The organism is Kallipyga massiliensis ph2, assembly GCF_000311985.1.
Lineage (GTDB): Bacteria > Bacillota > Clostridia > Tissierellales > Peptoniphilaceae > Kallipyga > Kallipyga massiliensis.
This window is the reverse complement of sequence record NZ_HE978585.1, coordinates 194,017-220,607: the sequence shown is the minus strand read 5'-3', so window position 1 is coordinate 220,607 and position 26,591 is coordinate 194,017. Positions and strand designations below refer to the sequence as shown.

Below are 26,591 nucleotides of genomic sequence, written 5' to 3'. Positions count from 1 at the left end.
GGATTATACCACGAATGGGAGGCTCCCAGGGGCTCTTCAAACCCTGATAATTGCTAGATCTGAGTAATTATCAGGGTTATAGACCCTGACATTATTTCGGCCCTCCAAATTGTCAGGGCCTTTTTTTGCCCTGATATTTTTGAAATTTTTCAGATTGGTAGGGCTTTTTCCCTGATATTCTTGCGATTAGCCCATTTGACAGGGTCTTTTTTCACCCTGATTTTCTTACAATCTAGCGAATTGTCAGGGCTCTCGGCCCTAACAATCTTAGGATTAAGAAATTTGTCAGGGTTTTGGATCCTTTTTTTGAGATTTGACAAATGGCCAGGCCGCAAGCTTTGGAATTTCATACTCAGGGAGCGGGAGCCTTGTCAATGGACATATGTCGGGCGGTGCCCAAGTGGCAAAAACGGAAGAAAGGGCGGTATCCTCATACCGCCACTACCCCAGCCGGGCTCATCGTATGCTGTTTCCCATGGCGACCCATCCCATTTATGGTAAAATCAACCAGCGAGATACAACGATACAACGAACGGTTGAGAAATATGGGGCTTTTCCAACCGCCGGGATATGGTTTTGGGATCCTCATGGTCCTAGAATAAGGGCAGATCAAGGGAAAGGCTCCTGGTCGACGGCCAAGAACAAAAGGTTCCCTATATAGAAAGAAGGTTGCCATGAACCACCAAGCGATTTGCAAGAATATTGCCAAGTATCGGAAAGAAAAGAAGATGACCCAGGATGACCTGGCAGAGCGGATTGGGGTGTCTCCCCAGGCGGTGTCCAAGTGGGAGAACGGGGTGTCCTGTCCGGATATTGCCTACCTTCCGGAGATTGCTGAGGTCTTGGGAGTGGATATCAATGCTCTTTTCCGGGAGGAAGAGGAAGAACCGGAGACCTATTTGGTCGAAGACCACCAGAAGAAGGATCCGGCCAAGATGCTTTTCCGGATCAAGGTTCTTTCGTCGGATGGGGATAAGGTTCGGGTCAATCTCCCTCTCCCTCTTCTCAAGATGATGATGAACACCGGGGCCTCCATGCAGTTGGGGGATACCGACCTGTCCAGCCTCCGAAACATCGACTGGGACAGCCTCTTCGCCATGATTGACAATGGGGTCATGGGGAAGCTGGTTGAGGTGGAGTCGGCGGATGGGGACTTTGTGGAAATCTATGTGGAATAGCCATGAAGATCATCATTGACCCGGCGGATGGCCACCGCATGGTTATCCCCCTGCCCACTCGCTTCGTTTTCTCCGGCTTCTCCGGACACATCATAAAAAAAAGCCTCCAGGCAGCAAAGCTGGAGGAAGGGGAGAAGGTTCCGGCCATCCCCTATGAGATGCTGCCCCTGGCCGGTCGAGACCTCCTACAAATGCGGAAGGACTACCCCGGCCTTCCCTTGGTCGAGGTGGAGTCGTCGGATGGGGACCATGTCACCATCTATCCATAAACCGCCTCCTTCGATATACCACATCCATCAATCACTTCCCTCCTGTTACCCCCGGTTCGGACAAGCGTCTGTGCCGGGGGTAATTTCATGAGGTTTTTGCCAGGCCTCCCGCCCAATCCCTTATAATAGAAGCAAGAAAGAAAAGGAGTAGACTATGCGGAAAAAAGTACAAGTGGTGACGACGGAGGACCTCATCCTCCGCCCCTTCCAGATTTCGGATGCGCCGGCCATGTTCCGGAATTGGGCCCAGGATCCGGAGGTGATCAAGTTCCTGACCTGGTCGCCTCATGAATCCATCGCGGAGTCCCTGGAGATCTGCACGGAGTTTGCCTTCGACAACCAGGGCTTCGGGGCCAACTGGGCCATCGCGGAGAAGACCAAGCCCCAGGAAGCCATCGGGTCGGTTAATGTGGTTAGCCGGGATGAGGACATCATGGCCTGCGAGTTGGGCTATTGCCTGGCCCGGAAGTTTTGGGGGCGGGGCTATATGAGCCAGGCCGTTAAGGGGGCCGTCGACTTCCTCTTCCGGGAGATGGACTACAACCGGATTGCCGCCCGGCATGACTCCAACAATCCGGCATCCGGCCGGGTCATGGTCAAGGCGGGCATGGTCCGGGAGGGGGTCCTCCGCCAGGCCGGCAAGTCCAACCAGGGGATCGGGGATATGATCTGCTACGCCATACTACGGTCCGAGTGGCTGGAAAGGCAGAAGTAGGCAAGATTTTGGTAAGGAGAAAGGGGGAAAGAATGTACGATGTTATCATTATTGGCGGTGGAGTGGTCGGCTGTGCTTTAGCCCAGCGCCTGTCCCGCTATGAAGGGAAGGTGGCCGTTCTCGAAAAGAACGTCGAGGTCTGCACGGAGACCACCAAGGCCAATTCGGCCATTGTCCATGGGGGCTTTGATGCCAAGCCCGGGACCTTAAAAGCCCGCTTCAACGTCCGGGGGAACCAGATGATCCCGGCCCTGGCCAAGGAATTGGACTTTGTCTACCGGGAGATCGGATCCCTGGTGGTGGCCTTTGATGATGAGGACCGGGAAGCCCTGGATATGCTCATGGAAAGAGGGACGGAAAACGGGGTGGAGAACCTGGAGCTCATCGACGGCGAGAGGGCCCGGGAGATCGAACCCCGGCTCTCCGATAAAGTGGTGGCAGCCCTTTGGTGCCCGGGTTCGGGAGTAGTTTCTCCCTTCGGCATGTGCTATGCCTTCATCGAAAACGCCCTGGAAAACAGGGTGGAGCTTTTCACCGAGCGGGAAGTCGTCGGCCTGGAAAAAACGGATGAGGGGGTCCGGGTTAAGACCAACCAGGGGGACTTCATGGCCCGCTTTGTGGTCAACTGCACCGGCCTCCACTCGGATGAGGTCGCCCGGATGGCGGGGGATGAGGACTTTTCCATCATCCCCACCATGGGGGTTTACCGGATCCTCCGCAAGCAGGCAGACCAGGAGATTTCCACCGTGGTCTTCCAGACCCCGACGGCCAAGGGCAAGGGGATTTTGGTGACGGCGACTTATGAGGGGAATACTATGGTCGGACCCACGGCCTCGGCCATCACCTCGGAGCTGGAGACGGACACCATGGAGGATTCCCTGGACCTGGTCGACCGCCTATCCAAAAAGTCGGTGCCTGACCTGGACTTGTCGACCTCCATCCGGGTCTTTACCGGGGTTCGGGCCAAGCCGGATACCCATGAGTTTATGATTTATCCCTCCAAGAAGATGGAGGGGGTCATCCAGGTGGGGGGAATCGAATCTCCCGGCCTGACCTCCTCCCCGGCCATTGCCGAGTATGTGGACGGCCTCCTCCATGAGATGGGCTTTGATGGCCCGGAGAAGGCGGACTATGTCGGCCGGCGAAAGGGGATCGACCGGGTAGCTCACCTGCCGGAAGAGGAAAGGGCTAAGAAAATCCAGGAAGATCCCAACTACGGGGAGATCATCTGCCTCTGCGAGCAGGTCTCTTTGGGCGAGATTTTGGAGGCCATCCACCGGCCGGCCGGGGCCAAGACGGTGGATGGGGTCAAGCGGCGGTGCCGAGCCGGCATGGGCCCCTGCCAGGGGAGACGGTGTGGACAGAAGGTGCCGGGGATCTTGGCCAGGGAGCTGGGCCTGGCGGAGGAAGAACTGGCTCAGGAGCGCCACGGGGATGCCCTCGTCCGGTCCTTTTTCCGGGACCCGGATAAGGAGGTCCAAGGGGTCAAGGCGGAGGACCGATGACCGGCTTTCAGCTCAAGCTCATCGCCATCCTTACGATGGCGATTGACCATATCGGCTACGGCCTGGTCTACTACGTGGGCCTGGCCGATCCGGACAAGATGGTCCTCTACACCCTCTGCCGGGGGGTGGGCCGGCTGGCCTTCCCCATCTTCTGCTTCCTCCTGGTCGAAGGCTTTGTCCACACGAAAAACCTGGCCCGGTATATGGGCCGGATGGCCCTCTTTGCCCTGGCCACCGAGCCCTTTTTCGACTTCTTCTGCACAGGGACCTGGTTTTCCATGGAGGGCCAAAACGTCCTTTTCACCCTCCTCTTCGGTCTCCTTGCTCTGGCCAGCTACAATAAAAAAGATTGGCCCTTCCTCCTCCGCCTCATGGGCGTAGCGGGGGCCATGGCCCTGGCTCATTTCGCTGGGTCTGACTATGGTTTCTACGGAGTCCTGGTCATCTTTCTGTTCTACCTCTGCCGGGACCTGGGTTGGGGTGGCAAGGGCCTGGTGGCGGCGGCCAACCTCTACCAGAACTGGGCCGCCCTGGGGGTCCTCCTGACCGGCTTCTACAACGGGCAGCGGGGCCGGGAGATCAAGTACTTCTTCTACGTCTTCTATCCGGCCCACCTCCTGGTCATCGGCCTCCTCAGCCAGTATTGGTTCTCATGAGTCGGCATCGGGGTCTTTTGGTATAATGGGGAGGCAGGAGGGGGTCGGGTCGGATAGCCCTTGACCAGGCCCTCTCGTCACGACGAATGTTTACTAGCTTACATGAATAAATCAGGGACCTCAGGCCCCGTGGAAGGAGAAATGCATGGACAGAGTTTGGCATTATTTTAAGGAACTTTCGAAAATCCCCCGCCCCAGCAAGAAGGAGGAGCGGGTATCGAATTGGCTGAAGGAAGTGGCTGAGGGCATGGGCCTGGAAGTCGACCAGGACGAGGCCCTGAACATCCTCATCCGCAAGCCTGCATCCCCGGGCTATGAGGACCATGAGGGGGTCATCCTCCAGGGCCATATGGATATGGTCTGCGAGAAGACGCCGGAGTCGGACCACGACTTCGACAAGGACCCCATTGAGCTGGTCGAGGAGGAGGGATTCCTCAAGGCCAAGGACACCACCCTGGGGGCGGACAATGGAATCGCCGTTGCCATGGCCCTGGCCATCCTGGAGGACAAGAGCCTGGCCCACCCTGCCCTGGAGGTCCTGGTGACGACCGATGAGGAGACCGGGATGTCCGGCATGTTGGACTTCGATGCCCACAAGCTCCAGGGAAGTCGCTTCATCAACCTGGACTCCGAGGAAGAGGGGGTCCTGACCGCCGGCTCTGCCGGAGGCTTCACCTACTCATTGACCCGGTCCCTGGAAACCACCGCCCCCCAGGCCGGCTCCGCCTACCGCCTGGTCCTGGACGGCCTGGTCGGCGGTCACTCCGGCTCCGATATCGATAAGCCCCGGGGCAATGCCATCATCCTCATGGCCCAGGCCCTCCAGGCTATCTATGGAACGGACCTGGTCCAGCTGGCCTCCCTAACCTCGGGCCGCCTGGACAATGTCATCCCCTCCCGGAGCGAGGCGGTCTTTGTCACCGACAAGTCCCAAGCCGATATCCAGGCTGTCCTGGACGGGGTCCTGGCGGACCATGGCGACTTGGAGGGAAGCCCGGCCTTCCACCTGGAAGAGACCGCTATGCCCGAGGAAGTCTGGGCCTCCGGTCTTTCTGAAGACCTCCTCCGCTTCCTGACCACCATCCCCAATGGCGTTTTCGCCCACCTAAAAAACAGCGACCTGGTCCAGACCTCATCCAACATCGCCATCATCGACCAGAAGGATGGGGAGGTTGAGGTGGTCATCTCCTTCCGGTCCTCGGAAGAAGTGGACCTGGGCAAGCTCCGGGCCAAGGTGGATGAGGCGGCGGACCAAGCTCGTCTGGCCTCCCGGACCTTCGCCGTCTACCCCGCATGGGGCTTCATGGAGGAGTCGGCCCTCCGGGACACCTGCTGTCGGAACTACAAAGAAGTCACCGGCAAGGACATGGAAGTCCTGGTTATCCATGCCGGACTGGAATGTGGCTGCATCTATGACCAGCGGCCCGAACTCGAATTTGTCTCTATCGGTCCCAATATGTACGACGTCCACTCCGTCAAAGAGCGGTTGGACATGGCTTCCGCTGAGCGGACCTTCGCCTATGTGAAGGAAATTTTGAAAGCCCTGTAAGAGAGCAACCCCCAGGTCTAGCAAAACAACCCCCAGTCCCGCCTTCGCTTAGGCAAATCCTTTCGGATTTGCAATGCGCTCAGGTCGGGTCTGGGGGTTGCTTTGTGGTGGGGGCGATGTGGGGCCGCCTGTAAGCCCCCTTATTTGGGGAAACGGGGGAAGGGGAGGCCAAGCAAAGCCGCCTCATCCTGCGGAATCAGAGGATAAGGGGGCCATGCGGAGCCTCCTCATTCGGCGGAATCGGGGGATAAGGGGGCCATGCGGAGCCTCCTCATCTGGCGAAATTGGGGAACAGGGAGGCTTTCATGAGCCGCCTTATTTGGCAGAATCGGGGGAAAGGGAGGCCATGCGGAGCCGCCTCATCCGGCGGAATTGGGGGAAAGGGAGGCCATTGGAAGCCTCCTCATTTGGCGGAATCGAGGAAAAAGGGGGCCATGTGGAGCCCTTAGGCCGCCGGCGCACCCTCTTTCTTCCGGAGGAAGAGGAGGGAGAGGACGAGGGCGATGGCGACGGGGGCCAGCCAGCCCATGCCCAGCTTATATAAAGGAAGGAAGTTTTCGGGGAAGGCGAGGAGGGCGGTGATGGGGGCGGATTTGGCGATGGCTTCGGGGCTGGCGGCCAGGCAGTCGAAGAAGGCGGGGATGGCGGCCAGGATGATGGTCAGGGTGAAGGCGGCCTTCTTGAGGGGGGCTATGGCGTTGAGGAGCCAGAGGAGGATGAGGGTGATGGTGAGGGGGTAGAGGAACATGAGGGCGGGCACGGAGAGCTTGATGATGGCGTTGAGGCCGAAGTTGGCGAGGAGGAAGGCGATGCCGATGAAGGTCAGGGTCCAGGCTTTATCCGAGGGGCCCTGGGGGAAGAGGCGGACGAAGGTCTGGGAGATGGAGACGGCCAGTCCGATGACGGTCTTGAGGCAGGCGACGGTGATGGTGAGGCCGAGGAGGAAGAGGCCGGGGTTGCCCAGGTAGTGCTTGGCGGTGAGGACGAGGACCTGGCCGCCGTTTTCCTGTCCCGGCATGATCCCCATGGAGGAGGCGCCGATGTAGGTCAGGCCCAGGTAGAGGATGGACATGATGACCAGGGTGAAGAGGGAGGACCGGCCGGTTTCCCGGGCGATGTCCGCCTCATCCCGGATGCCCAGCTGGCGGATGGTGGTGATGATGGTGATCCCGAAGGCGACGCAGGCCAGGACGTCCATGGTCTGGTAGCCGTCGATCAGGCCCTGGGGGAAGGAGGCTTGGGCATAGGCCCCCTGGGCCTCGAATGAGGCGGGGTTGCCCATGGGGTTGGTGAAGCTCATGACCAGGAGGATGCCCATGAGGAAGATGAAAAGGGGGGCCATGAAGCGGCCGATGACGTCAAGGATCTTGGCCGGCCGGAGGGAGAAGTAGAGGGCTAGGCTGAAGAAGACCAGGGAGTAGATGAGGAGGGGGAGGGTGGCCTCTCCGGAAAGGAGGGGCTTGATCCCCACCTCAAAGGCGACTGTGGCGTTTCTGGGCATGGCGAAGAGGGGGCCGATGGTCAGGAGTAAGAGGAGGGTGTAGAAGAGGCCGAATCCCTGACCGGCCTGGCCGGCGTAGTCCTTGAGGGTTTCTTTGCGGGAGAGGGCAAAGGAAATGATGGCCAGGATGGGGAGTCCGACAGCGGCGATGAGGAAGCCGATGGCGGCGGGGAGGTAGGACCCTCCGGCGTTTTGTCCGAGCATGGGGGGGAAGATGACGTTCCCGGATCCGAAGAGCATACCGAAGAGAAGGCTGCCCACAGTCAGGGATTGTTTCCGAGTTAGTTTTTTCACGGCGAACTCCTTATTGATAAAAGCTTAGGCCCGCCTTCCCTTATTGGGGGATAGGGCCAAATAAATTTGAATGAATTAATTATACCAAATAATGTATAATGTGAGAATGAGGAAAAAATTTGACAAGTAAACGCTAAGTAGACGTTCCATGTTTACTATAGTCATAGTGAAATCCTTTTCAAACGGAGGAGTAAAAAAGGTTTCCTCACTGCCAACCGAAACCCTATGAAACTAGAAAGGACAAAACGATGTCAAACAAAGACACCAAGCAAGTCCGCTTGCCGAGCTTCTTGGAAGCCATCATCCCTATCCTGGTAATGGTCTGCCTCATGGTCTACGTCTTCGGCTTCAGTAACGAAGATTATGACGCGGCCCATATGCCCCTCATCTTCGCGACGATCGTGACTTGTATTATCGGAGTTATTTGCGGTCATTCATTTGATGACATGATGGACGGAATTATGGAGCGTATCTCTGCAACGATGGGGGCCATCCTCATCCTCTTCACCGTCGGTCTCCTGGTATCCTCTTTTATGATGTCCGGAACCATCCCGGCTGTTATCTACTACGGTCTGGACCTCCTCTCACCCAAGCTCTTCCTTCCGGTGGGCTGCATCCTGGTCGCTATCGTCGGCCTGGCCTGCGGATCCTCATGGACCGCCACCGCTACCATCGGTATTGCCTTCATGACCATCGGTGAAGGTTTGGGCATGAACCCCGCCATCACCGCCGGTATGGTTATCTCCGGCGCCTATGTCGGCGATAAGTTCTCCCCCCTCTCCGACACCACCAACCTGGCCGCCGGCGTTTCCGGCACCGGTCTTTTCGACCACGTCGCCGCCATGATCTCCTCCACCGGCCCGGTCTTCTTGATTTCATTAATTATTTATACCATCATCGGCTTCAACGTTTCCGAAGCCGGCTACGATCCCACCATTGCCGGTGGAATCCAACAAGCTATTGCTGATCACTTCAACACTAACCCTTTGGTTCTCCTGCCTATCCTGGTGGTCATCGCGGTCTGCCTCCTCCGGGTTCCCGGACTGCCTGGCGTCCTCATTTCCGTGGCCACCGGTGTCCTCTTCGCCTATATTTTTCAAGGGGGCGGCAGTGTGGGTGACACCTTCACCATCCTCCACTATGGCCCCTCCATCGAAACGGGCAACGAGTTCCTTGATGAAGCCTTAGCAAAAGGTGGTATGGACAACCAGATGTGGACCATCAACCTGATTATCCTGGCCGTCTCCTTCGGTGGTGCCCTCGAGCGCTGCGGGATCGTCGAGAAGCTCTTCGGTCACCTCAAGCAACGGATCCATTCTGTGGGCTCCCTGATCCTCGCCACCATGCTGACCTCCATCTTCTGCGACGCCGCCATGTGCGACCAGTTCCTCGGCATTGGTGTTCCTGCTCCTCTGTATGAAGATAAATATGACGAAATGGGCTTGAGCCGGAACATGTTGTCCCGGACTCTGGAAGATGCCGGTACCCTCTGGGCTGTTATGTTCCCCTGGACCGCATGCGGTGCTTATCAATCCAAGACCCTGGGTGTGAATTCCTTCAAATTCTTCCCCTTCGCCTTCGTCAACCTCCTGAACCCCATCTACGCTGCCCTCACTGCCTTCATGGGCCGGAATATCTTCTGGGCTGACGGTTCTTACACCAACATCTTTGGGAAAACCAGACAGGGCAAGGTCGCCGGTGCGCCTGAAGAGGCTCATGAGGTGGCTATGGAAGCCCTCCGCAAGGGTCGTGAAAACGGGACCATCCCCAAGGTTCAGGCCTAAGTTTCATGTCCGCTTTTTCTCACCATGACTTTCCCTGGAAAGATCAGGCCCCCAAAATTGTCAGCCGCCAATATTCAGGACAGAAGCCCTGGGTGGCGAAATATGGGGTGATCATGGCCTTCTTCTTGATCGGCATGGCCTTCCTGACCCGGTATAAGATCACCATTATCCTGGGCCTACTCCTCCTTTTTTCCCTGGTCACCAAGCGCTACGCCGCAGTGACCCCCCGTGGCCTGGAGTTTTTTGCCGACATGATTTTTCGGACCAACCACCGCCTGATCCCCTGGTCGGACCTTGACGCCATTACCTATGAGAAAATCCCCGGCCAAGCCGACCAGAACATCTTCTACTTCACCCGAGGCGACGTCACCAAGCGGGTGACCTTTCCCTCGGCCGACCGGAAGAAGATCCTGGACCTCGCTCGGGAATACCAACCCGAGATCCGGATCTACGATGGGAAAGACTACCGACAGAAGCTGAGCCAAAAGCTCAAGAAAAAGAAGAAAAATAAGTAGCAAAAAAGAGGCGGTGTCCGAATCGGGCACCGCTTCTTTTTGGTGTGGAGCGCTGGGGGGCGTTCTGGCGGGAGCTCATACCCCTCCAAATGGCAAAAACAGCGGGAAGGGCGGTATGGCAATACCCCTCCAAGTGGCAAAAACAGCGGGAAGAGGGGTATGGAAACACCCCTCCAAGTGGCGAAAACGGCAGGAAGGGGCGGTATGGCGCTACCCCTCCAAATGGCGAAAACTGCGGGAAGGGGCGGTATGGCGCTACCCCTCCAAATGGCGAAATTGGTGGGAAGAGGGGTCTAGCGATACCCCTCCAAGTGGCGAAATTGGCGGGAAGAGGGGTATGGCGATACCCGTCCAAATGGCGAAAATGCCGGGAAGAGGGGTATTTCCTTCACTGCCCTATTCGTGGATTTGTGAAATAGGGCGGAATGTTGTCCTCATGTCCTCCAGGGCAAGCCGGCGCCCAACTGCCGGCGCCCCAACCACCGCTGCCGGCCCCCTTCTCAAGGTCTATTGCAGGCTGTTGACCCGGCCCACCATGAGGGGGCTTTCATTGAAGGCGGTTAGGACAAAGAGGAAGGGGCGGTCGGCCTTGAAGTCGTAGACCTTGTCCGGAATCTCCATAGCCATTTCTGTCTTCATGATGGTGTATGCGGCGGCTTTGGCCCCTTCTTCATCCATCATGAAGCGGGTGGCATGGGAGGCTTCAGTCAGGTAGGCTGGGCTTTCCGGGCTGAGGAGGCCGGTAAAGTCGGCCTTCTGGGAATCAAAGGCTTCCCGGATGCCCAACTTCTCCATGACCTCCACCAGGGAGAACTTGTTGGTCAGGTCAAGCTTGGGCAGTGCCATGCGGACATCGCATGTGGCCTGGTTGGGGTAGTTGTCGGGGTCGGAGAGGAGCTGGGTCAGGTCGGGGGATTGGATGAGGGCATCGAAATCGCCGTCCTTGGGCCGGATGATCCAGAGTCGAGCGGGCCCACCGAAGGAGAGGGAGAGGGCGTCGAAGGTCTTGCCTTGGTAGATGGTATCGATCCGTTCGGCGTGAATGAAGGGGAGGGTTTGGTCTCCATCGACGCCGTGGAAGGTCTCGTCTTTGGTCATGGCCTTCTCAAAGACCTCATTCCATGCTCCTTTGAAATAGAGGGTGGAGGTCAGGGCGAAGACGGTCTCAGGGTTTAGGCTTTCTTCATTAGCCTGGTCATCCAGGAGGCCGCCCGTGTTTTCCTTGAGCCAGTTTTGGAGGAGCTTGTCCATTTCAGGGGACCCCATCTTTCCCTGGAAGAGGGAGGCCCGGAAGTCCTTGTTGATCGACTCCAGCCCTTCTTTGCGAGCTTTGACTGCCTCATTCATCCAGACGGCATTAGCTGATTGGATGTGGAGGAGGCCGTCATCGTAGTTGAAGATTTCCGTCATGGCCCGGCTGTTTCTCCGGTTGGTCTCGGGGGAGTCCAGGGATAGGGCCTTGAGGATTTCCTCCTGAGTCTTGCTGCCGGCCGCTTCCGCCAGGACCGAGAGGCACATGTAGGTGTTGAGGGGGGAGTAGACCACATTATCTTTTCCCTCGCTCATGAGGATCCGGTTCATCTTTTCCGTGTAGCGGTAGAGGGGGTCTTTAAATTTTGACTCCTGGACTTCCTTGTCCAGCCGGTTCCAAAATTCCCGGTAGGCCTCGCTAAGCTTGTCATCATATTTCCCCGAGGCCTCCGGGTGCTGGTGGACTTCCAAGGGGGCGGCCAGGGCTAAGACTTCCTTGCCCGCCAGTGGGCTGGGGGCTTGGGCGGGATCTTTTGTCGATCCGCAGGCGGTCAAGCCAAGGAGGAGGGCCAGGCTCATGGCCATGGGCTTCTTTAGGGGACGGAGGAGGCGGAAGCCCTTGTCCCGGTTTTCTTGTTTGTTCATGGTCAACTCCTTTCCATGAGGATTCACCTTTCGTGGAATCCTTTTCTTTGTTTTTATTATAGGGTGGGGCCGGAGAAAAATAATGGCGGATTTGTGAGGAAAGAAAAAGGGCGAATAAAAGCCCGACCGGGTGGTCGAGCGGGTTTGCTATGGAGTTCTCAGAGGAAAGTGGCGATTTTACTTGAGCAGGGCGGTGAATTCCTTCATCCAGAGGGGGAGTTGGGGCGGTCTCTGGGCGGTAACCAGATTGCCGTCAACAACGACTTTTTCCTCCGAATAGTTGCCGCCGGCGTTGATGAGGTCCGTCTTGATGTTTTCAACGGAAGTCACCTTCCGACCCTGGAGGATACCGGCTTCCACCAGCATGGAGGGACCATGGCAGATGGCAGCTACGGGCTTGTTTTGGAGGACCGCATCCCGGGTGATCCGGACAGCGCCTTCGTGGGTCCGGATCCGGTCGGGCATGAAGCCCCCTGCGATGATCAGGCCGTCGTAGTCCTTCATATCGACCTCATCATAGGTCTTATCGGCGGTCAGGGAGTCCCCCTTCTTGCCCCGGTAGGTCGTCTTTTCCAGGCCCACCAAAGTGACCTCATGGCCATCTTCCTGAACCCTATAATAAGGATAGATGAGCTCGCAGTCTTCAAAATTATCAGCAACAAAAGCTAGAATTTTCATCAGAACCTCCTCTGTTCGTTTGCTTTCTTCCTTTACATACCCGAAAGGATCTTATCCAACTGGTGTTCACGAGAATTCTACTCACGAGTTGAAGAATTTCCACCTCCCTTTTGTGGTATATTGGGAACAAAAGTAACGAAAAAGAGAATCCTGCCCCTCTTTCTATTGAAGAGAAGAGGCGGGAAGTGAAAAGTATGGGAGGAATCAATGAATCAACATCCTGCACACCATAAAGGAAGAAGGTTTCTGGCCTTCCTTTTGGCCGGCCTTCTTTTTTTCTTGCCCTTCGGGGAGGAGGCCCAGGCCTACCGCCTGGACCGAACCTTGGCCAAGCGGCCCCGCTATGACCTGACGGATGGGGGGACCGCCCGCCTGACCCGGATTTTCGAGAAGGAGCTGGGCCCCGGCCTCATCCTCACCCGCTTCACCCGAGTCGACAAAAAGGGCCGCCCGACCATGGGGGCCATCCTGGAGGCGGATCTGACCAATGAGAACGTCAGCCTGGACTATCTCTATAACGGCAAGGTCAACCGCCGTCGGCCCCTAACCCATATGGCGGATGAAAAGGCCAACCTGGCCGGGGCCATCAATGGGGACTTCTTCGATATGCGGACGTCTGGCACCCCAAACGGAAACAGCCAGGACGAAACTCGGGAGGTCCTCAACGCCTGGTCCCACCGGACCCGGGATTCCCTGGTCATTGATGGCCAGGGCGGGGTCCACATGGGGGAGACTCGGCTGAAAGGCAGCGTCACCATCGCTGACCAATCCTATATGATCAATTCGGTGAACATGAACGCGGCCTCCAAGGGAACCTTCGCTGTTTATACCGACAAGTGGGGGAATTACGCCCGCCTTTCTGAAAATGAGGAAGGGATGGAAGCTTTTCTGGATGAGAACTTCCAGGTCATCAAGGTACAGGAAGTCTCTCGGGAGGCCATCCCCTATGGACAAATCGTCATCGCCTCCCCCGGTGGGGCCTCCATGGATGCCCTCAAGGCTCTCCAGGTGGGAGACCAGGTCAGTATTACCTACCGTTTATCCAGCGAACTGACCTCCGATCCTCAGCTGGTCATGGCCAATGGCCACCGGATCCTGACCGGCGGGAAAATCTCCATCCAGGACCGCCAGGTCCACCCCCGGACAGCCGTGGGAACCAACGCCGAAGGGAACAAGCTTTTCATGGTGGTCGTGGACGGAAGAAGCCGCCGGTCCGGCGGCATGACCATGGTCCAGCTGGCCCGGCTCATGCGGGACATCGGGTCCAGCGATGCCGTCAACTTTGATGGTGGCGGATCAACGACCATGGTGGTCCGGGAGCCCGGAGCAGCTAAGACCCGGGTCATCAACCGGCCCTCCGACGGGAGCCAGCGGTCGGTTGCCAACGGTCTGGGCGTCCTCCTCAATGAATTTGCTGCCCCGGAAAAGAACTTTTTCAATGACATCCATGTGGGGCGGATCACCGGGGAAAACCGGATTGAGACGGCCTGCAAGGTGGCCACCCTTTCCATCAAGAAGGCCGACAAGGTCATCCTGGCCCGGTCCGACCTCTTTGCCGATGCCCTCTCGGCCGGCCCCCTGGCCCACCAGGAAGGGGCCGCCATCCTCCTGGTCAACCGGGACCGCCTGGACCCCATGGTCAAGTTCACCATCAAAAAGATTGGGGCCAAGGACATCATCCTGGCCGGAGGAGATTCCGCCCTATCCGACCAGCTGGCCCGAGAGGCGGCTGCCCTGGATAAGGACGGCAAGGTCGAGCGGATCGGGGGATCCAACCGCTATGAGACCTCGGCCCTCATGGCCCGCAGGGTGGTTGCCCTATCCGGCGCCAAGGAGGCCGTGGTCGCCACAGGCCTGACCTTCGCCGATGCCCTCTCCGTTGCCCCCTTTGCCGGTGCTAAGGGCGCCCCCATCCTCCTGACGGCCCCCAACGCACTCCCGGCTTCCACTGCCTCCGCCATCAAGAGCCTGGGCGTTACCGGAGTCCACATCATCGGTGGCGATGCGGCCGTATCCTCCGCCGTAGAAGCCCGCCTCCCCAAGACCCTATCCCGGATTGGCGGGTCCACTCGGTATGAGACAGCCGCCCTGGTCGCCAAAACCCTTGGTGCCGGAGATACCGCCTTTGTCGCCTCCGGAGAGAACTTCGCCGACGCTATGGTCATCGGCCCTGTCGCCGCCGCCCAGGGCGCCCCCATCCTCCTGACGGCCAAGGATAGCCTGCCCGCCGCCATCTCCAACTACATCCAAACCACCCAAATCACCAACTTCCTCATGATCGGGGGAAAGGCGGCGATTGGCGAAAAGGTGGAGTGGGCTTTGTGGGATTAGTGGGGGGGGTGAAGCACTACGATTCGTTTTGTGCCGTGAGTAGTGGTGGTTTGGCGTTTTTGGCCAATCACCACTATAGATTCGTGCCGTGGGTAGTGGTGGTTTGGCGTTTTTTGGCGAACTACCACTATAGATTCGTGCCGTGGATAGTGGTGGTTTGGTGTTTTTTGGCGAATCACCACTATGAAATTGAGCTGTGGGTAGTAGTGGTTTGGAGTTTTTTGGCGAATCACCACTACTCCAGATGCCAAAATAATAGTGGTGGTTTTCAATATTTTCCAAACTAACACTATTGACGGCCATCTCCCCCCCCCTCCCGAACTGCCTGGGATCGGCCAGTAAAATCACTCCCCAAACCAGAAGAAGGTTTGGGGAGTGATTTATTTGTTCTCTTACTATCTTCATCTAAATCTAATAGTCAAGGTGTACTTCACGGAGTTATGTGAGAATAATTCTTCAAGTTTTAACTCGATGGATTTGTTTATATCTTTGGTTGTGATGGTTATTTTACCATTATCCTAATAATCAGCCGCCCATTAGGTTTACAGCAATATTAAATGTAATGACAATCGTTGGAAGAAGGAATAAATCGAGGAAAGCAGCTGCAATGATTGGAACAATGAACATGGCTTTTTTTGATGGACCATATTTATCAGTGACAGATGTGATATTAGCAATGGCATTTGGTGTAGCACCTAAGCCGTGCCCGACTAAACCGGCTAACATAACCGCTGTATCATAGGTTTTCCCTAAAAGCGGGAAACAGATAAATCTGGCATATGTAACAATAAAGATAACCTGAGTAAAGAGGATTATTAGCAGAGGAATTGCCAAGTCAATTAACTCCCAAAGTTTGAGGGACATCATTGCAATCGATAGAAAAACGGCTAAAAAAACATCTTGCATATCATCAACAGTGTGTTGATCAATTTCGATTATTTTAGTCTTTTCGTTAATATTTCTTACAATTACGCCGAGGAACATCCCACCAACGTATGGAGGCAAGGTTACGCCATTAATTAAAGTAGATACCTTATCAACAATAAACCCGCCAATCGTCATGATCACTACGACAAGGGCAATATGTTTTATTAAATTTGCATGGGGATTTGCTATGATGGTATCTTCATCGATTTCTTCTAAAGCACCATCGAAAGATGTATCTGCTTTACTGGGATCAAGCTTGAATTTATTAATGAGATGATTGGCAAACGGACCTCCTAGGAGGGATCCACTGACTAAACCAAAGGTAGCACAAGCCATTCCAACAGTTAATCCTGCAGCATAGCCCATGTCGGTAATTGTTTGACCAAAAGATCCACCGTTTCCGTGACCGCCTACCATTGTTGTTGATCCTGCCAAAAAACCATATATGGGTTCTATACCTGTGGCAAAAGAAAGTCCAATACTAATTGCACTCTGTGCAACAATTAGTAAACAACATAATATGTAATAGACAATGATGTCCTTCCCACCTTTCCTTAAGCCAGTAACGCTTGTGGCAAGTCCAACACAGGTGAAAAAAGCAATCATAGCCGGAGCCTGGTAAGCTGTATCAAAATCAAAGAAGAGGATGCCGGTCATATAAAGTATGCAGTGGATAAAAGAAAAAGTAAATCCACCGGCAACGGGTGCGGGTATACAAAAACGCTCTAAAAAGGCGACATGATTCCTAAGATAACTACCAAAGAGTAATAGGACTAGTGATAGGGCGAGGGTTCCAATCGCATCTAAATGAATTGTTGCTATACCGTCTACTATAGAGAACGACATGTATTTCCTCCTTTACCTTATATTTAAGTAGGAATAAAAAACAGCAAGATGAAGTTTTGATGAACAAAACATCACCTTGCTGTTTAGCTCATCATTAAGCTACACAGGATTAAATCGTATAAGAGGTAGTATATTTTTATACAATTCTTTTTCCTGAAAGATCGCCACCTTCAAAAAACTTTTCAATATTATCGACACACATATTTGCAACTCGTTCCAAAGATTCATTACTTGAGCCGGCGATATGTGGGCTTACAATAACATTGTCCATATGAAGTAGAGGATCATCAGTTTCACATTTTTCAGGATCCGTGACATCCAAACCTGCACCGCTGATTCTTCCATTTTTTAAGGCTCGAATTAGAGCCTTCTGGTCGACAATTGCTCCTCTGGAGCAATTCACAACAAATGCACTTGATTTCATTGCCTCGAATTCTTTGTCACCAATGCTATGATAGGTTTTGTCATTTAAACTCAGATGTAAACTGATGAAGTCTGCTTCCTTAAAAATGACATTCCGGTCATCAACCAACTCAATCCTTTCTGGAGCTTTTTTAATAAAAGGATCGTAGGCAAGAACCTTCATTGAGAAACCATTTAGGGCAATGTTAGCAACCCGCATTCCTATGTTTCCTAACCCAACTAATCCTAGAGTTTTTCCGGTTATCTCTGAAGAAGTATGATCATACTTTGAAGAATAACCTTTTGTTTTATAATCCTCTGTTACCGAGGTTAGTTGCTTTGAAAGTGCCAAAATCAATGCGATAGTATATTCTGCCACTCCCAAAGAATTTTGCCCAGGCGTAATAGTGACACAGATGTCGCGTGATTTGGCCGTTTCTAGATCGATGCCATCGTATCCAACGCCATGATAGGATATGATCTTTAAATTAGGATACTGAGACATCCATTCCTTATTAATGGGATGTAGGCGGTTAATTACGGCTATCACATCTTCGGTTGAATAATTAGGCCCATTTTCCTCATACTCAAATGCAACTCTATAACCTTTGTTTTTTAAAGACTCTATCGCACACTCAGCTATAGGTTCTGTGATTAAAACGGTTGGCATAATCAGCCCCCTTTATTGCTTAAAGATCGTAACCAAGTTTCTTAAGCTCTTTACGAAGTTCTTCTCTTAGAGAGTCACTACAAGGCCGCAAGGGGAGACGAGGAGCACCAAAATCAAATCCCATCATGTTAAGAACTTCTTTAACAGGGGCAGGATTTGGTTCGGCTTCAATTAAAATGGAAAGTTTCCGGAGAGACTTATCGATCTTAAGAGCTTCTTCCCAATTATTCTCCATTAACAGGTCATACATTTTAACTAATTCTTTAGGCATAATGGTGCACATTACACCCATTCCGCCACTTCCACCTTGGCAAAGGTTGGCAAGAATCATGTTTTCTCTGCCTGTTGTACTCTCGAAATATTCGGATTCAGTTCCTTCAATGATCTTATTGGTAATTGTCGGATCCGTGCAATGCTTCATTCCGGTGATATTGGGGACCTTTGCCAATTCAACAATATCCTCTACCGGCAATTCAACGTTAGTGCAGTGGGGGACATTATAAATGCATACGGCCAAATCCGGGAAAGTTTTAGCTACTGTCCGATAGTAGTCTTTTGTAGCCTCACGGCCAGGCTGGAGATAATGGGGGGTAATAAGTAGAATGCTCTCATAACCGAGTTCAACAGCGTATTGGGTCAATTCCAAGGTTTTATCTAAGCTATGGCAACCAGTTGTTGCCATCTTTGGAATGCGATTTCCAATTCCCTCGGCTGCAATTTTGAATAATTCTTTTCTTTCTTCGAGTGACATGGTGGACCATTCACCTGTGCTACCACCTATGCAAATGCAATGAACACCTCTTTCAATGTCATAATCCAACAAGCGCTTGTACTCTTTTGCGTTGATCGTACCGTCTTCGTTAAATGGTGTTGGTGGAACTGGGATAATCCCTTTTGGTGCATAAAGCTTTGACATGTTCTCCTCCTTAGGTTCCTGATGCAAGTGACAAACCTTTTCATAAGACATAGTACAACGATAGAAGAGTAAAGTCAATAGATCATCGATGATATATCATCGATGATCGTATTTTATTTTGATTTTTGCTTGAAATAACAGATATAAATCAACATGGAATAAAAGATGTGATAAAATTTTTCAAGGAGATAAAATGTTCTATAGACATTTTCATATATCGATCGCCGATGAGGAGGATATTCTTGTTTAGTAATAATTTAGCTGTAAAGCAACAAACAGTTAAAGATCAAGTTTACGAAATTTTAAAGCATGAGATAGTGATTGGAAAGTTAAAACCTGGTGAGTCGATTAACATATCAAAACTCACTGAAGAATTGAATATTAGCACTGCACCGGTGAGAGAAGCTTTGAATATGCTGGCACAAGACGGATTGGTAACACTCAATCCGAGAAGACATGCTTCTGTTACAAATATTGATATATCTGATATGGAAGTAACAATGAGACTTCGTCTGCTTCTTGAGCCGTATTCAGCTGAACTATCGATCGATAATATACCCAAAGAAGACATTGATGAAATGCGTCAAAAGCTAAATGCTGTCTTAGAAAAGCCCTATGATGAAGAAATTTATATAGAGTCTGATTTGGAATTACATGATATCCTTTACCGTTATTCAAACTCGGATATCGTAAAAAAGACATTATTAATGATTAAGGAGTATTCGGTCAGACTTCGATTTTATGGAGAATTCTTTGGGAAGGCCGATGAAAGCCAAAGAATACAAATCATTCGGCTTTCAACAGAGGAGCATCTGGGCATACTTGATGCTGTGGAAAAACGTGATGTTGATCTTCTTAAAACATTGGTTTATGAACATATAAAAAATGGAACTGAACGCAACTACTCTACACATTAAGAAGATTTTTGATGATAGTCACTGGCTTTTTTTAATTTGGTGGAGGGGAGAGCATCAACAAAATTCTAGCCTCATGAGTAGATGTTTTCTAAATTCTTTTCAGCTCATTGTTTTTGCCATTATAAAGTCCCCAAAGGCTGGATCCCTAGGTCCAACTTCTGGGGACTTAACTTACTTCATGAATAGCTTTTCTTTAAGATAATTGTCTCTTATGCATTTACCACATTCACAGGTTTACCTGCAAGGAACCGTGAGAATAATTGGGATCCAGGAGTCTTAACTGTCAAGACATATGTTACACATTCAGCTCAAGGGTTCTGACACACTTAGATTTTTCCGGCGATTCTTTTCCAGGTGCTTCTTTTTTGACGGGTCAAGGGCGAAGAGCGACCAAAGGGAGCGTCCCTTGACCAGGAGAAAGGAAGCACCTATCCTTTTCGCTCGGAAAAAGCAGTCGCCTAAGCAACTACGGTTTCAAAATATTCTTGCACAACCTGTTCTGGACTTTTGAAATTCAGAACGTATTTCACTGTTGTATTGTAAAGTTGCTCATGCTTTTTTACCTGCTCAACAAGATCTTTTTTTCTTCTGAAGATATGTCGACTGTAAAGAATTTTTCCATCCTCTCGGTGGCTTCGTTCTACCTTCCCGTTTTGCCATGGAGAATAGGGTCTTATTCTTCTAAGTTTCCAGCCTTTCTTCTTTACCGCCAGTTCAAAGCGACTTTCCCGACTCGTTCGGTCTGCGTCATTGACAAACTCGTAACCGTTGTCCACCTGAATGGTATGAATGGGAAATCCCATTCTTTCTTCTAAATCCTCTAAAAACTTTGTCGTCTCATAGGTCGACTTCTCATCGACGATTTTTAGAACACGCTTTCGACTAAATTCATCAATGGCAGTGATCTGGTAGTACTGTAGTCCATAGCTTGGAAAGCGGATGCATTCTTTCGGAACATATTTAATGTCGATTTGCACTTTATCGCCCGGAAACTCCCCATCAAGACCTTCATGGCGTGTATAACTCTTTCGCTGGCCTTGCACTTTTCGATAGCCCTTTTTCCGAATTTGACGACACATACTTTCAAAAGACCGGGTATACCCTTTCTCTTGACAGCGTACGTATACCTCTGCCAGACCATACAAGCCGTACTGTTTCAGCATAAGACGTATGAGACATAGTTCTTCTTCTCGATGGGCGGTAGGGCTTGTTTTCGGTCTTCTTGAGCGAAGAGCCAGACTTCTGACCGTGCCATCATACCGTGCCAGTTGGCGATAAACAAATTGCCGGTAGGTATGATACCTGCGTGCTGCCTTGGTCACGCCATGCTTTAACGCATACTCACAGACTTTTTGACGGTATCTCATTTCTTCAGTTATAATCGTACTCAAGAGGTGCTCCTTTCGATGCAACGAGTTTTTGGTCAAACACATTGTATCAGAGCACCTCTTTTTATTTTCTTGAAAGTGTCACATATGTCTTACTACATTACACCGTGAGAATAATTGGGATCCAGGAGACCATAAGTTGCAGTAACCACATAACCACAAAGACGTCCAAGCTCAGGGAACATAAATTTCAGAGTCGAGTCGGTATACCAATTTCCATACCAAGGATTATATAACCCCAAGCAATTTTCATCCCTAGGGTATGTGACCACATTCGTAATGGTAGGGGTGTTAAAAGCCTTGAGCTTTTCTATAATCTCTACATCATGCTTGATCTCATCTTCGGTCAGATTCTATTTTTTTTCATTTAGATGTTCCTCCTAGATTTGTTATATAACATGCTGCCATCATCAAACAAGGATGATAGTTTCAACTACAAAAATGCAAACCATTCTCTCCTTAACAATAAGGAATTTTTTGGTACGCAAACCCTGAGAATAATAACTTCAATTGTTAAGAAGGAAATTTCAGACAATAGTTAAAGGCATCTTTCGACTTGGCGGAGGAAAAGCCTCATCCAATTCATCCATAATTTCCCTTGGTAAATGGATATCTAATGTTTTAAGATTTTCCTTCATATGTTCAACGCTTGAGGTGCGAGGGATAGGAATGATGTTGGACCTTTCCTGAATAAAACATAAGAGCAATTGGTAAACTGTCAGGTTAAGTTTCTTAGAAAGACGAACTAGGCTGGGATGTTGAAGCAATCCACGCTGAATTTGTCCAGCTTGGGCAAGGGGACAGTAAGCCATGAGATTAATATTGTTTTCAGCACAATATGGAGCTAGGGAATAATCTATACCGCGGTCTCCTAGGTGATAAAGAACTTGGTTAACCCGACATTGTTTTCCATCCTTCTCAGATAATAGTGCCTTCATATCTTCCGTATCAAAGTTTGAGACACCCCAGTTTTTTATTTTTCCGAGAGATTTCATTCTCTCAAATTCAGAAATCGTTGCTTTCAAAGGAGTGGTCCCTCTCCAGTGGTAAAGATACATGTCCAGATAATCAGTATTAAGCCGACGAAGAGTATTGTTCACGCTGGTTTCCATATGCTCCGGATTCGCGTTCCAGGGGTAAACCTTGGATACAATATAGAGACTGCTTCGGTCATAAGGTTGGATGGCTTCTCCTACCAGTTTTTCGCTCAGGCCCTCCCCGTACATTTCAGCGGTGTCAATCAACTGAATGCCGTGTTCAATGCCATAGCGAATTGATTGGATCTCGGACATTCTTGTACTAGGGTTTTCTCCCAAAAACCAAGTACCGATTCCTAATTTTGGCAACTCTTGATCTGTAAAATCAATTGTTTTCATCAAAGTCTCCTTTCAGATATCATCACGTCCACTCCCTGGTTTAATGGTCAATTTAAATGCCAGGTATAGCGAAATATAGTCCTTCAAGTTTCTAGGGTTAAAGCCTGTCATTTTTTTTAATTTATTCAATTGATATTGCAAGGTATTTGGGTGGATGAACAGGGTATCAGCACATTTCTTTAAGCTACCATTTGATTCTGTATAAGCTTGTAGCAGGCGTTCATAATATAGGATCTCGTCATGACTTAAATTTCCGAGGATTCTATTGATAAAGACATTCTTATTTACTGCATTGACAGATTGGAGAATTAATCCCAATCCAAGATCCTTATAAAATAAATAATTATGAGGGCGATCAGTTTGAATCCAGGAAACGCAGGATTCTGCTTGTAAATAGCTCGCACGAATATTATTCAGATTTACAAATGGATCACTAATACCGAAGCATAAATGAATGGAGTTATACTCCAGAAAGTGATCTATGATCTGGCTTATTTCTCGGGTGAGAAGCTCTTTATCAACGATTCCTGTTATAATAATGACTTTATCGTAGTAAATTCCCATAATGCTTCGGTTGGCAAATTTTCGACTTAAAGTTAGAACATCTAAATTTATGTTGTCTTTTAGAGAGAAAGCTTTTCCATCCCTGGACTTGCCAATTAAAATGACGTGCTGAGAACTTTGTGCGAGCTCCAAAGGGATTTCGAAATCAGTAGGAATATCGTTAATCAGTTGCTCAATAACGAGTTTATTTAACATTTGATGATGGTTTTGTGTCTGCTGGACCCAATTTTGGGCGATCAGGATCTCCGTCATTTTTCGGATGATATCACCATATTTCATCACTTCTTCCGGTTTCCCTGTAATGCCAATTACACCTATAATTTTCCGATTAAACCGTATGGGCATATTTATCCCCGACTTTGCTCCTTGATAGGAATTATCATCAGAAATTGCTACCGTAGTAGATTTTTCCAGGCACTCCAAAGCACCATAGTGAATGGAGCCTTCACGGTCATCTACAGTTGATGCAATGATGCGACCCTCGGAATTCATGAAATTCAGGTCATAATCAATAATCGTTTTTAGGCGTTGAACAATACTTTTGGCAATATTTTGATCGATTTCTAGCATAGATTCCCTCACATTCAAGAACGTTTATTCTTCATACATAGTATAGCAGACAGTTGAAACAAATTATTGATCAGATTTCAAGAAATATTCGTTTCATCAAACATATAACTGTTTATTGAAATTTGATAATATTCTTTTTAAGAAAGTGTTTGCACGTCAATGGAACTACTACTTTAACAGGAGGAAAAATCAATGTTTACGAAGAAAAAACGGTCTATTTTAATACTTTTAGCAATGGTTCTCATTGCTGTAACTGCCTGCGGTGGTGGCGGTGGCGGTAACGAGGATGCCAGCTTCGAAGGTCAGAACGTTAGAGTGGTTATCGGATCTTCATCAACAACCGGTGACTCCTACCTGGTTGCTGATGGCACCATGAGAACACTGGGTGGTCTTCTCAAGTCAGACATGAAAGTTGATGCTGTAGGTGCCGGCCCTGCCTTTGAAACCATGCGTGGTGCAAAAGCCGATGGTTCAACGATTATGATGTTCCATGATATGACCTACTTGGGTGTTTCCTTTGGGAGTTTCCCCGAGGAGTATAGCCTTGACAACTATACGGTTGGTCCCATGATGATTTCCAACCCCGGTTCTTGTTTTGCAGCCACTGCTAAGGCTCCTTACAATTCTATGGTAGAAATGGCCGAATACTTAAAAGCAAATCCGAATGAGACGGTTAGAGTTAACATTGAGTCCGGTTCTGTGTCTCACCTTGGCTTTATCGTTTTCTATAATTGGGTAGTTGACAATTATGGGCAGAACGTTGCCAACCAAATCAGCGTCATTGTTGGTGGTTCAACGGCTGAAAAGAGCCAGAGACTTTGGGATGGAAACACGGATGTGATCTTTGGCGACTATTCATCTTTGCTCCAGTACACCGAGGAGGGAGTAGAAGATCAGTTAGCCATGAAGTTCATTGGTTTCCTAGATAAAGTTGATGGTGTAGACAACCTGTCCTTTGCTGAGCAGGGAATTACTGTTGATGGTGAGCCCTTCGTTTTTGCAAAAGACTTTGTCATTTACCTACCTAAGGATGCACCTAAGTCTCTTCTGGATCAGTTAGATGAAGCTTGCAAGAAGGTATCCGAAGATAAAGATTATATCGAACGCATGACAGGTTATAAGTACAAGGTTAACTTCAAACCTTCAGCTGAGGCTGAAAAGTATATCAAGGATAAGGCCACTAAGATGGACAAGCTCATCAAGGCCGCTCCTTCATTAGACACATTGACCAAATAATAAATGCTTTAGGAGTCAAGGGTTATGAATATAACTTATTCAAATTCCCACCTGGTCTTCCCTAAGATTACCTTAATGGTCTTAGGGATACTAGTTGCGGGCTTAGTGCTACAGCGCTTTATCCGGACAAAGAGAGCAGGAACCGGGTTCTTCGGTGATGGCTCATTTGAATTCTTTGTCAAGGATTTCGATAAGGTGCGCTTTTTTGGCACTTTTTTAGGCTTGTTCGGCATGATCCTCATAATGATATTCGCCGGCTTTATTCCGGGCGGAATCATTGGGATCTCATTCCTGAACATTTTATATACTGGATTTGATAAAAAGAACATTTTAGTTTCCATTATTATCGCCAGTATTGAGACCTTAATTGTATGGTTCATTTTTGGTCAAGTTTTCTCAATCACATTACCGTAGGAGGTTCGTATGTTCGACTTTCAAGTAACCTATATTGCTTTGGCCTTATTGGGTGTGGTTGTAGGAATCGTATTTGGAGCCTTACCAGGAATGACCGCAACGATGGCTGTTGCGATCTTCTTACCACTCACCTATGGTTTAGGCCTAGTTCCATCTTTATATTTATTAATTGGATTATATGTTGGAGGGATTTCAGGTGGACTGGTTCCTGCGATCCTCATCAATATTCCGGGAACTCCCTCCTCCTTATGCACTACCTTTGATGGTCATCCTATGGCCATCCGTGGAGAAGGTGTCCGAGCGATGAGACTGGGAATTTCGGCCTCGTTAGCAGGCGGTATCATCTCTCTCGTTGTCCTAGCCTTGTTCACACCTATCCTGTCAAAGTGGGCCATCAAATTTTCTTCAGTCGAGAAATTCCTGATCATTGTCTTTGCTTTGACGGTTATCGCTTCGTTATCACATGGAAAGATGCTCAAAGGATTGTTTACCGGCGTGGTAGGTATTTTCTTCTCTCTGGTTGGCGTTTTCGAAATGAACCAGATGACAAGATTTGTTCCCAAGTCAATGAGCTTAACCCTACGCGATGGCTTTCAGCTTTTACCTCTTTTGATCGGCTTGTTTGCTTTTGCCCAATTGTTCTCTGAAGCAGAAAAGGGAATGAAGCAGACACTTGTGGACACTTCCGAGCTGGATAGCAATGCCCGTGTATTTAAGTTCAGAGATCTATTACCTCAATCGACAAATATTGTTCGCTCCTCTTTGATCGGCACATTTATGGGAATTCTTCCCGGTATTGGAGGTTCGGCCGCTTCCCTATTGGCCTACTCACAGGCCAAGACCTGGTCCAAACATCCGGAAAAATTCGGGACTGGATTTGACGACGGCTTGGTTGCCAGTGAGGCCTCAAACAACGGAATCACAGGCGGAGCTTTGGTTCCCCTTTTGAGTTTGGGTATCCCCGGAGATTCGACCACGGCAGTGTTGATCGGTGCCTTTGTTTTACAGGGTATTCAAGTCGGACCACTCTTTATCGAACAGAACCCTATGCTTTGGAACACCATCCTCTTTGCCCTTCTGCTTTGCAATCTCTTAATGTTCGTCTGCATGTACTATCCGGTTAAGCAGCTGGCCAATATCATTAAGATCCCCAAGGGAAGACTTTATCCGGCAGTAATCCTTCTTTGTTTAGTTGGAGCCTATGCCACTAGAAATGGAAACATGTTCGATGTTCTTACCTTATTCATTTTTGGCCTCATCGGATATCTGTTTGAAAAATTTGATTACCCAACAACAACCTTCTTAATTGGTTTTATCTTAGGAAGAGATTTGGAGAGATACTTTATTGACTCCGTGACAGGCGCAAATGGTGACTTATCTATCTTTTTTGCACGGCCGATTTCTTGGGTCATTTGGGTCATGATTATCGCATCTTTGGTTTATGCTTTCTTCAGCGCAAGAAAGAGCCAGAAACAGGAAGCGGTGAGGTAAATT

22 protein-coding genes are annotated in these 26,591 nt (G+C 50.2%); 13 read left to right on the top strand and 9 right to left on the bottom strand.

Annotation, left to right across the window (positions count from 1 at the left end; translation table 11 throughout):
* The first annotated feature begins 674 nt into the window (after positions 1-674).
* From HGKM_RS00955 to pepD, 6 genes are all read left to right on the top strand, one after another.
* On the top strand, positions 675-1,178 hold the full coding sequence (locus HGKM_RS00955; protein WP_019133438.1) for a helix-turn-helix domain-containing protein: 504 nt from the start codon (positions 675-677) through the stop codon (positions 1,176-1,178).
* A 2-nt stretch (positions 1,179-1,180) separates the two neighbouring features.
* Positions 1,181-1,447 carry a hypothetical protein gene (locus tag HGKM_RS00950; RefSeq protein ID WP_019133437.1) on the top strand — a complete coding sequence of 89 codons (267 nt, stop codon included), beginning with the start codon at positions 1,181-1,183 and terminating at the stop codon, positions 1,445-1,447.
* A gap of 154 nt (positions 1,448-1,601) precedes the next feature.
* Positions 1,602-2,162, top strand: coding sequence for a GNAT family N-acetyltransferase (locus HGKM_RS00945; protein WP_019133436.1), 561 nt, complete (start codon positions 1,602-1,604; stop codon positions 2,160-2,162).
* A 32-nt stretch (positions 2,163-2,194) separates the two neighbouring features.
* Positions 2,195-3,667 (top strand): NAD(P)/FAD-dependent oxidoreductase, encoded by a 1,473-nt coding sequence (locus HGKM_RS00940; protein WP_019133435.1) that lies wholly within the window; start codon positions 2,195-2,197, stop codon positions 3,665-3,667.
* On the top strand, positions 3,664-4,323 hold the full coding sequence (locus HGKM_RS00935; protein ID WP_019133434.1) for a TraX family protein: 660 nt from the start codon (positions 3,664-3,666) through the stop codon (positions 4,321-4,323). Before HGKM_RS00940 ends, HGKM_RS00935 begins: the two co-directional genes overlap by 4 nt.
* Positions 4,324-4,468: 145 nt before the next feature.
* Positions 4,469-5,872, top strand: a complete 1,404-nt coding sequence (pepD, locus tag HGKM_RS00930) for a beta-Ala-His dipeptidase (protein ID WP_019133433.1) — start codon at positions 4,469-4,471, stop codon at positions 5,870-5,872.
* Positions 5,873-6,317: 445 nt separating this feature from the next.
* Here the strand turns inward: pepD and brnQ are convergent, their stop codons facing one another.
* The gene (brnQ, locus tag HGKM_RS00925; RefSeq protein WP_034578860.1) at positions 6,318-7,667 is read right to left on the bottom strand and encodes a branched-chain amino acid transport system II carrier protein; all 1,350 of its coding nucleotides are present in this window, start codon (positions 7,665-7,667) and stop codon (positions 6,318-6,320) included.
* 248 nt (positions 7,668-7,915) lie between these two features.
* On the opposite strand from brnQ, the gene nhaC reads away from it, so the two are divergent.
* Positions 7,916-9,451: a Na+/H+ antiporter NhaC gene (gene nhaC / locus HGKM_RS00920; protein WP_019133430.1), complete on the top strand. Its 1,536-nt coding sequence runs from the start codon at positions 7,916-7,918 to the stop codon at positions 9,449-9,451.
* Between the two features lie 5 nt (positions 9,452-9,456).
* Positions 9,457-9,966: a hypothetical protein gene (locus HGKM_RS00915; RefSeq protein ID WP_019133429.1), complete on the top strand. Its 510-nt coding sequence runs from the start codon at positions 9,457-9,459 to the stop codon at positions 9,964-9,966.
* A 507-nt stretch (positions 9,967-10,473) separates the two neighbouring features.
* Here HGKM_RS00915 and HGKM_RS00910 read toward each other — a convergent pair.
* Together HGKM_RS00910 and HGKM_RS00905 are read right to left on the bottom strand one after the other, a co-directional pair.
* A complete protein-coding gene (locus tag HGKM_RS00910) occupies positions 10,474-11,862 on the bottom strand; it encodes a serpin family protein (protein ID WP_019133427.1) in 1,389 nt (462 codons plus the stop codon).
* Between the two features lie 177 nt (positions 11,863-12,039).
* A complete protein-coding gene (locus HGKM_RS00905) occupies positions 12,040-12,540 on the bottom strand; it encodes a type 1 glutamine amidotransferase domain-containing protein (protein ID WP_019133426.1) in 501 nt (166 codons plus the stop codon).
* Positions 12,541-12,747: 207 nt separating this feature from the next.
* Between HGKM_RS00905 and HGKM_RS08130 the strand changes: the two genes are divergently transcribed.
* Positions 12,748-14,871 (top strand): cell wall-binding repeat-containing protein, encoded by a 2,124-nt coding sequence (locus HGKM_RS08130; protein ID WP_051010829.1) that lies wholly within the window; start codon positions 12,748-12,750, stop codon positions 14,869-14,871.
* A gap of 525 nt (positions 14,872-15,396) precedes the next feature.
* On the opposite strand, the gene gltS is transcribed toward HGKM_RS08130, so the two are convergent.
* The 3 genes from gltS to HGKM_RS00885 all read right to left on the bottom strand — a co-directional run bounded on the left by gltS (position 15,397) and on the right by HGKM_RS00885 (position 18,632).
* Positions 15,397-16,644 carry a sodium/glutamate symporter gene (gene gltS, locus HGKM_RS00895; RefSeq protein ID WP_019133424.1) on the bottom strand — a complete coding sequence of 416 codons (1,248 nt, stop codon included), beginning with the start codon at positions 16,642-16,644 and terminating at the stop codon, positions 15,397-15,399.
* A gap of 136 nt (positions 16,645-16,780) precedes the next feature.
* Positions 16,781-17,716, bottom strand: a complete 936-nt coding sequence (locus HGKM_RS00890; protein WP_019133423.1) for an NAD(P)-dependent oxidoreductase — start codon at positions 17,714-17,716, stop codon at positions 16,781-16,783.
* A gap of 19 nt (positions 17,717-17,735) precedes the next feature.
* Positions 17,736-18,632: a dihydrodipicolinate synthase family protein gene (locus tag HGKM_RS00885; RefSeq protein WP_019133422.1), complete on the bottom strand. Its 897-nt coding sequence runs from the start codon at positions 18,630-18,632 to the stop codon at positions 17,736-17,738.
* Between the two features lie 242 nt (positions 18,633-18,874).
* Between HGKM_RS00885 and HGKM_RS00880 the strand changes: the two genes are divergently transcribed.
* Positions 18,875-19,549: a GntR family transcriptional regulator gene (locus HGKM_RS00880; RefSeq protein WP_019133421.1), complete on the top strand. Its 675-nt coding sequence runs from the start codon at positions 18,875-18,877 to the stop codon at positions 19,547-19,549.
* A 458-nt stretch (positions 19,550-20,007) separates the two neighbouring features.
* Here the strand turns inward: HGKM_RS00880 and HGKM_RS00875 are convergent, their stop codons facing one another.
* From HGKM_RS00875 to HGKM_RS00865, 3 genes are all read right to left on the bottom strand, one after another.
* The gene (locus tag HGKM_RS00875) at positions 20,008-20,916 is read right to left on the bottom strand and encodes a DDE-type integrase/transposase/recombinase (RefSeq protein WP_425357647.1); all 909 of its coding nucleotides are present in this window, start codon (positions 20,914-20,916) and stop codon (positions 20,008-20,010) included.
* A gap of 548 nt (positions 20,917-21,464) precedes the next feature.
* Positions 21,465-22,313, bottom strand: a complete 849-nt coding sequence (locus tag HGKM_RS00870) for an aldo/keto reductase (RefSeq protein WP_019133419.1) — start codon at positions 22,311-22,313, stop codon at positions 21,465-21,467.
* Positions 22,314-22,325: 12 nt separating this feature from the next.
* A complete protein-coding gene (locus HGKM_RS00865) occupies positions 22,326-23,447 on the bottom strand; it encodes a CdaR family transcriptional regulator (protein WP_019133418.1) in 1,122 nt (373 codons plus the stop codon).
* A 192-nt stretch (positions 23,448-23,639) separates the two neighbouring features.
* On the opposite strand from HGKM_RS00865, the gene HGKM_RS00860 reads away from it, so the two are divergent.
* From HGKM_RS00860 to HGKM_RS00850, 3 genes are read left to right on the top strand one after another with little or no spacing between them, the layout of a single operon-like run.
* Positions 23,640-24,683, top strand: coding sequence for a tripartite tricarboxylate transporter substrate-binding protein (locus tag HGKM_RS00860; RefSeq protein ID WP_019133417.1), 1,044 nt, complete (start codon positions 23,640-23,642; stop codon positions 24,681-24,683).
* 24 nt (positions 24,684-24,707) lie between these two features.
* The gene (locus HGKM_RS00855; protein ID WP_019133416.1) at positions 24,708-25,097 is read left to right on the top strand and encodes a tripartite tricarboxylate transporter TctB family protein; all 390 of its coding nucleotides are present in this window, start codon (positions 24,708-24,710) and stop codon (positions 25,095-25,097) included.
* A 9-nt stretch (positions 25,098-25,106) separates the two neighbouring features.
* Entirely contained in the window at positions 25,107-26,588 is a 1,482-nt protein-coding gene (locus tag HGKM_RS00850) for a tripartite tricarboxylate transporter permease (RefSeq protein WP_019133415.1), read from the top strand.
* Positions 26,589-26,591 lie beyond the last annotated feature (3 nt).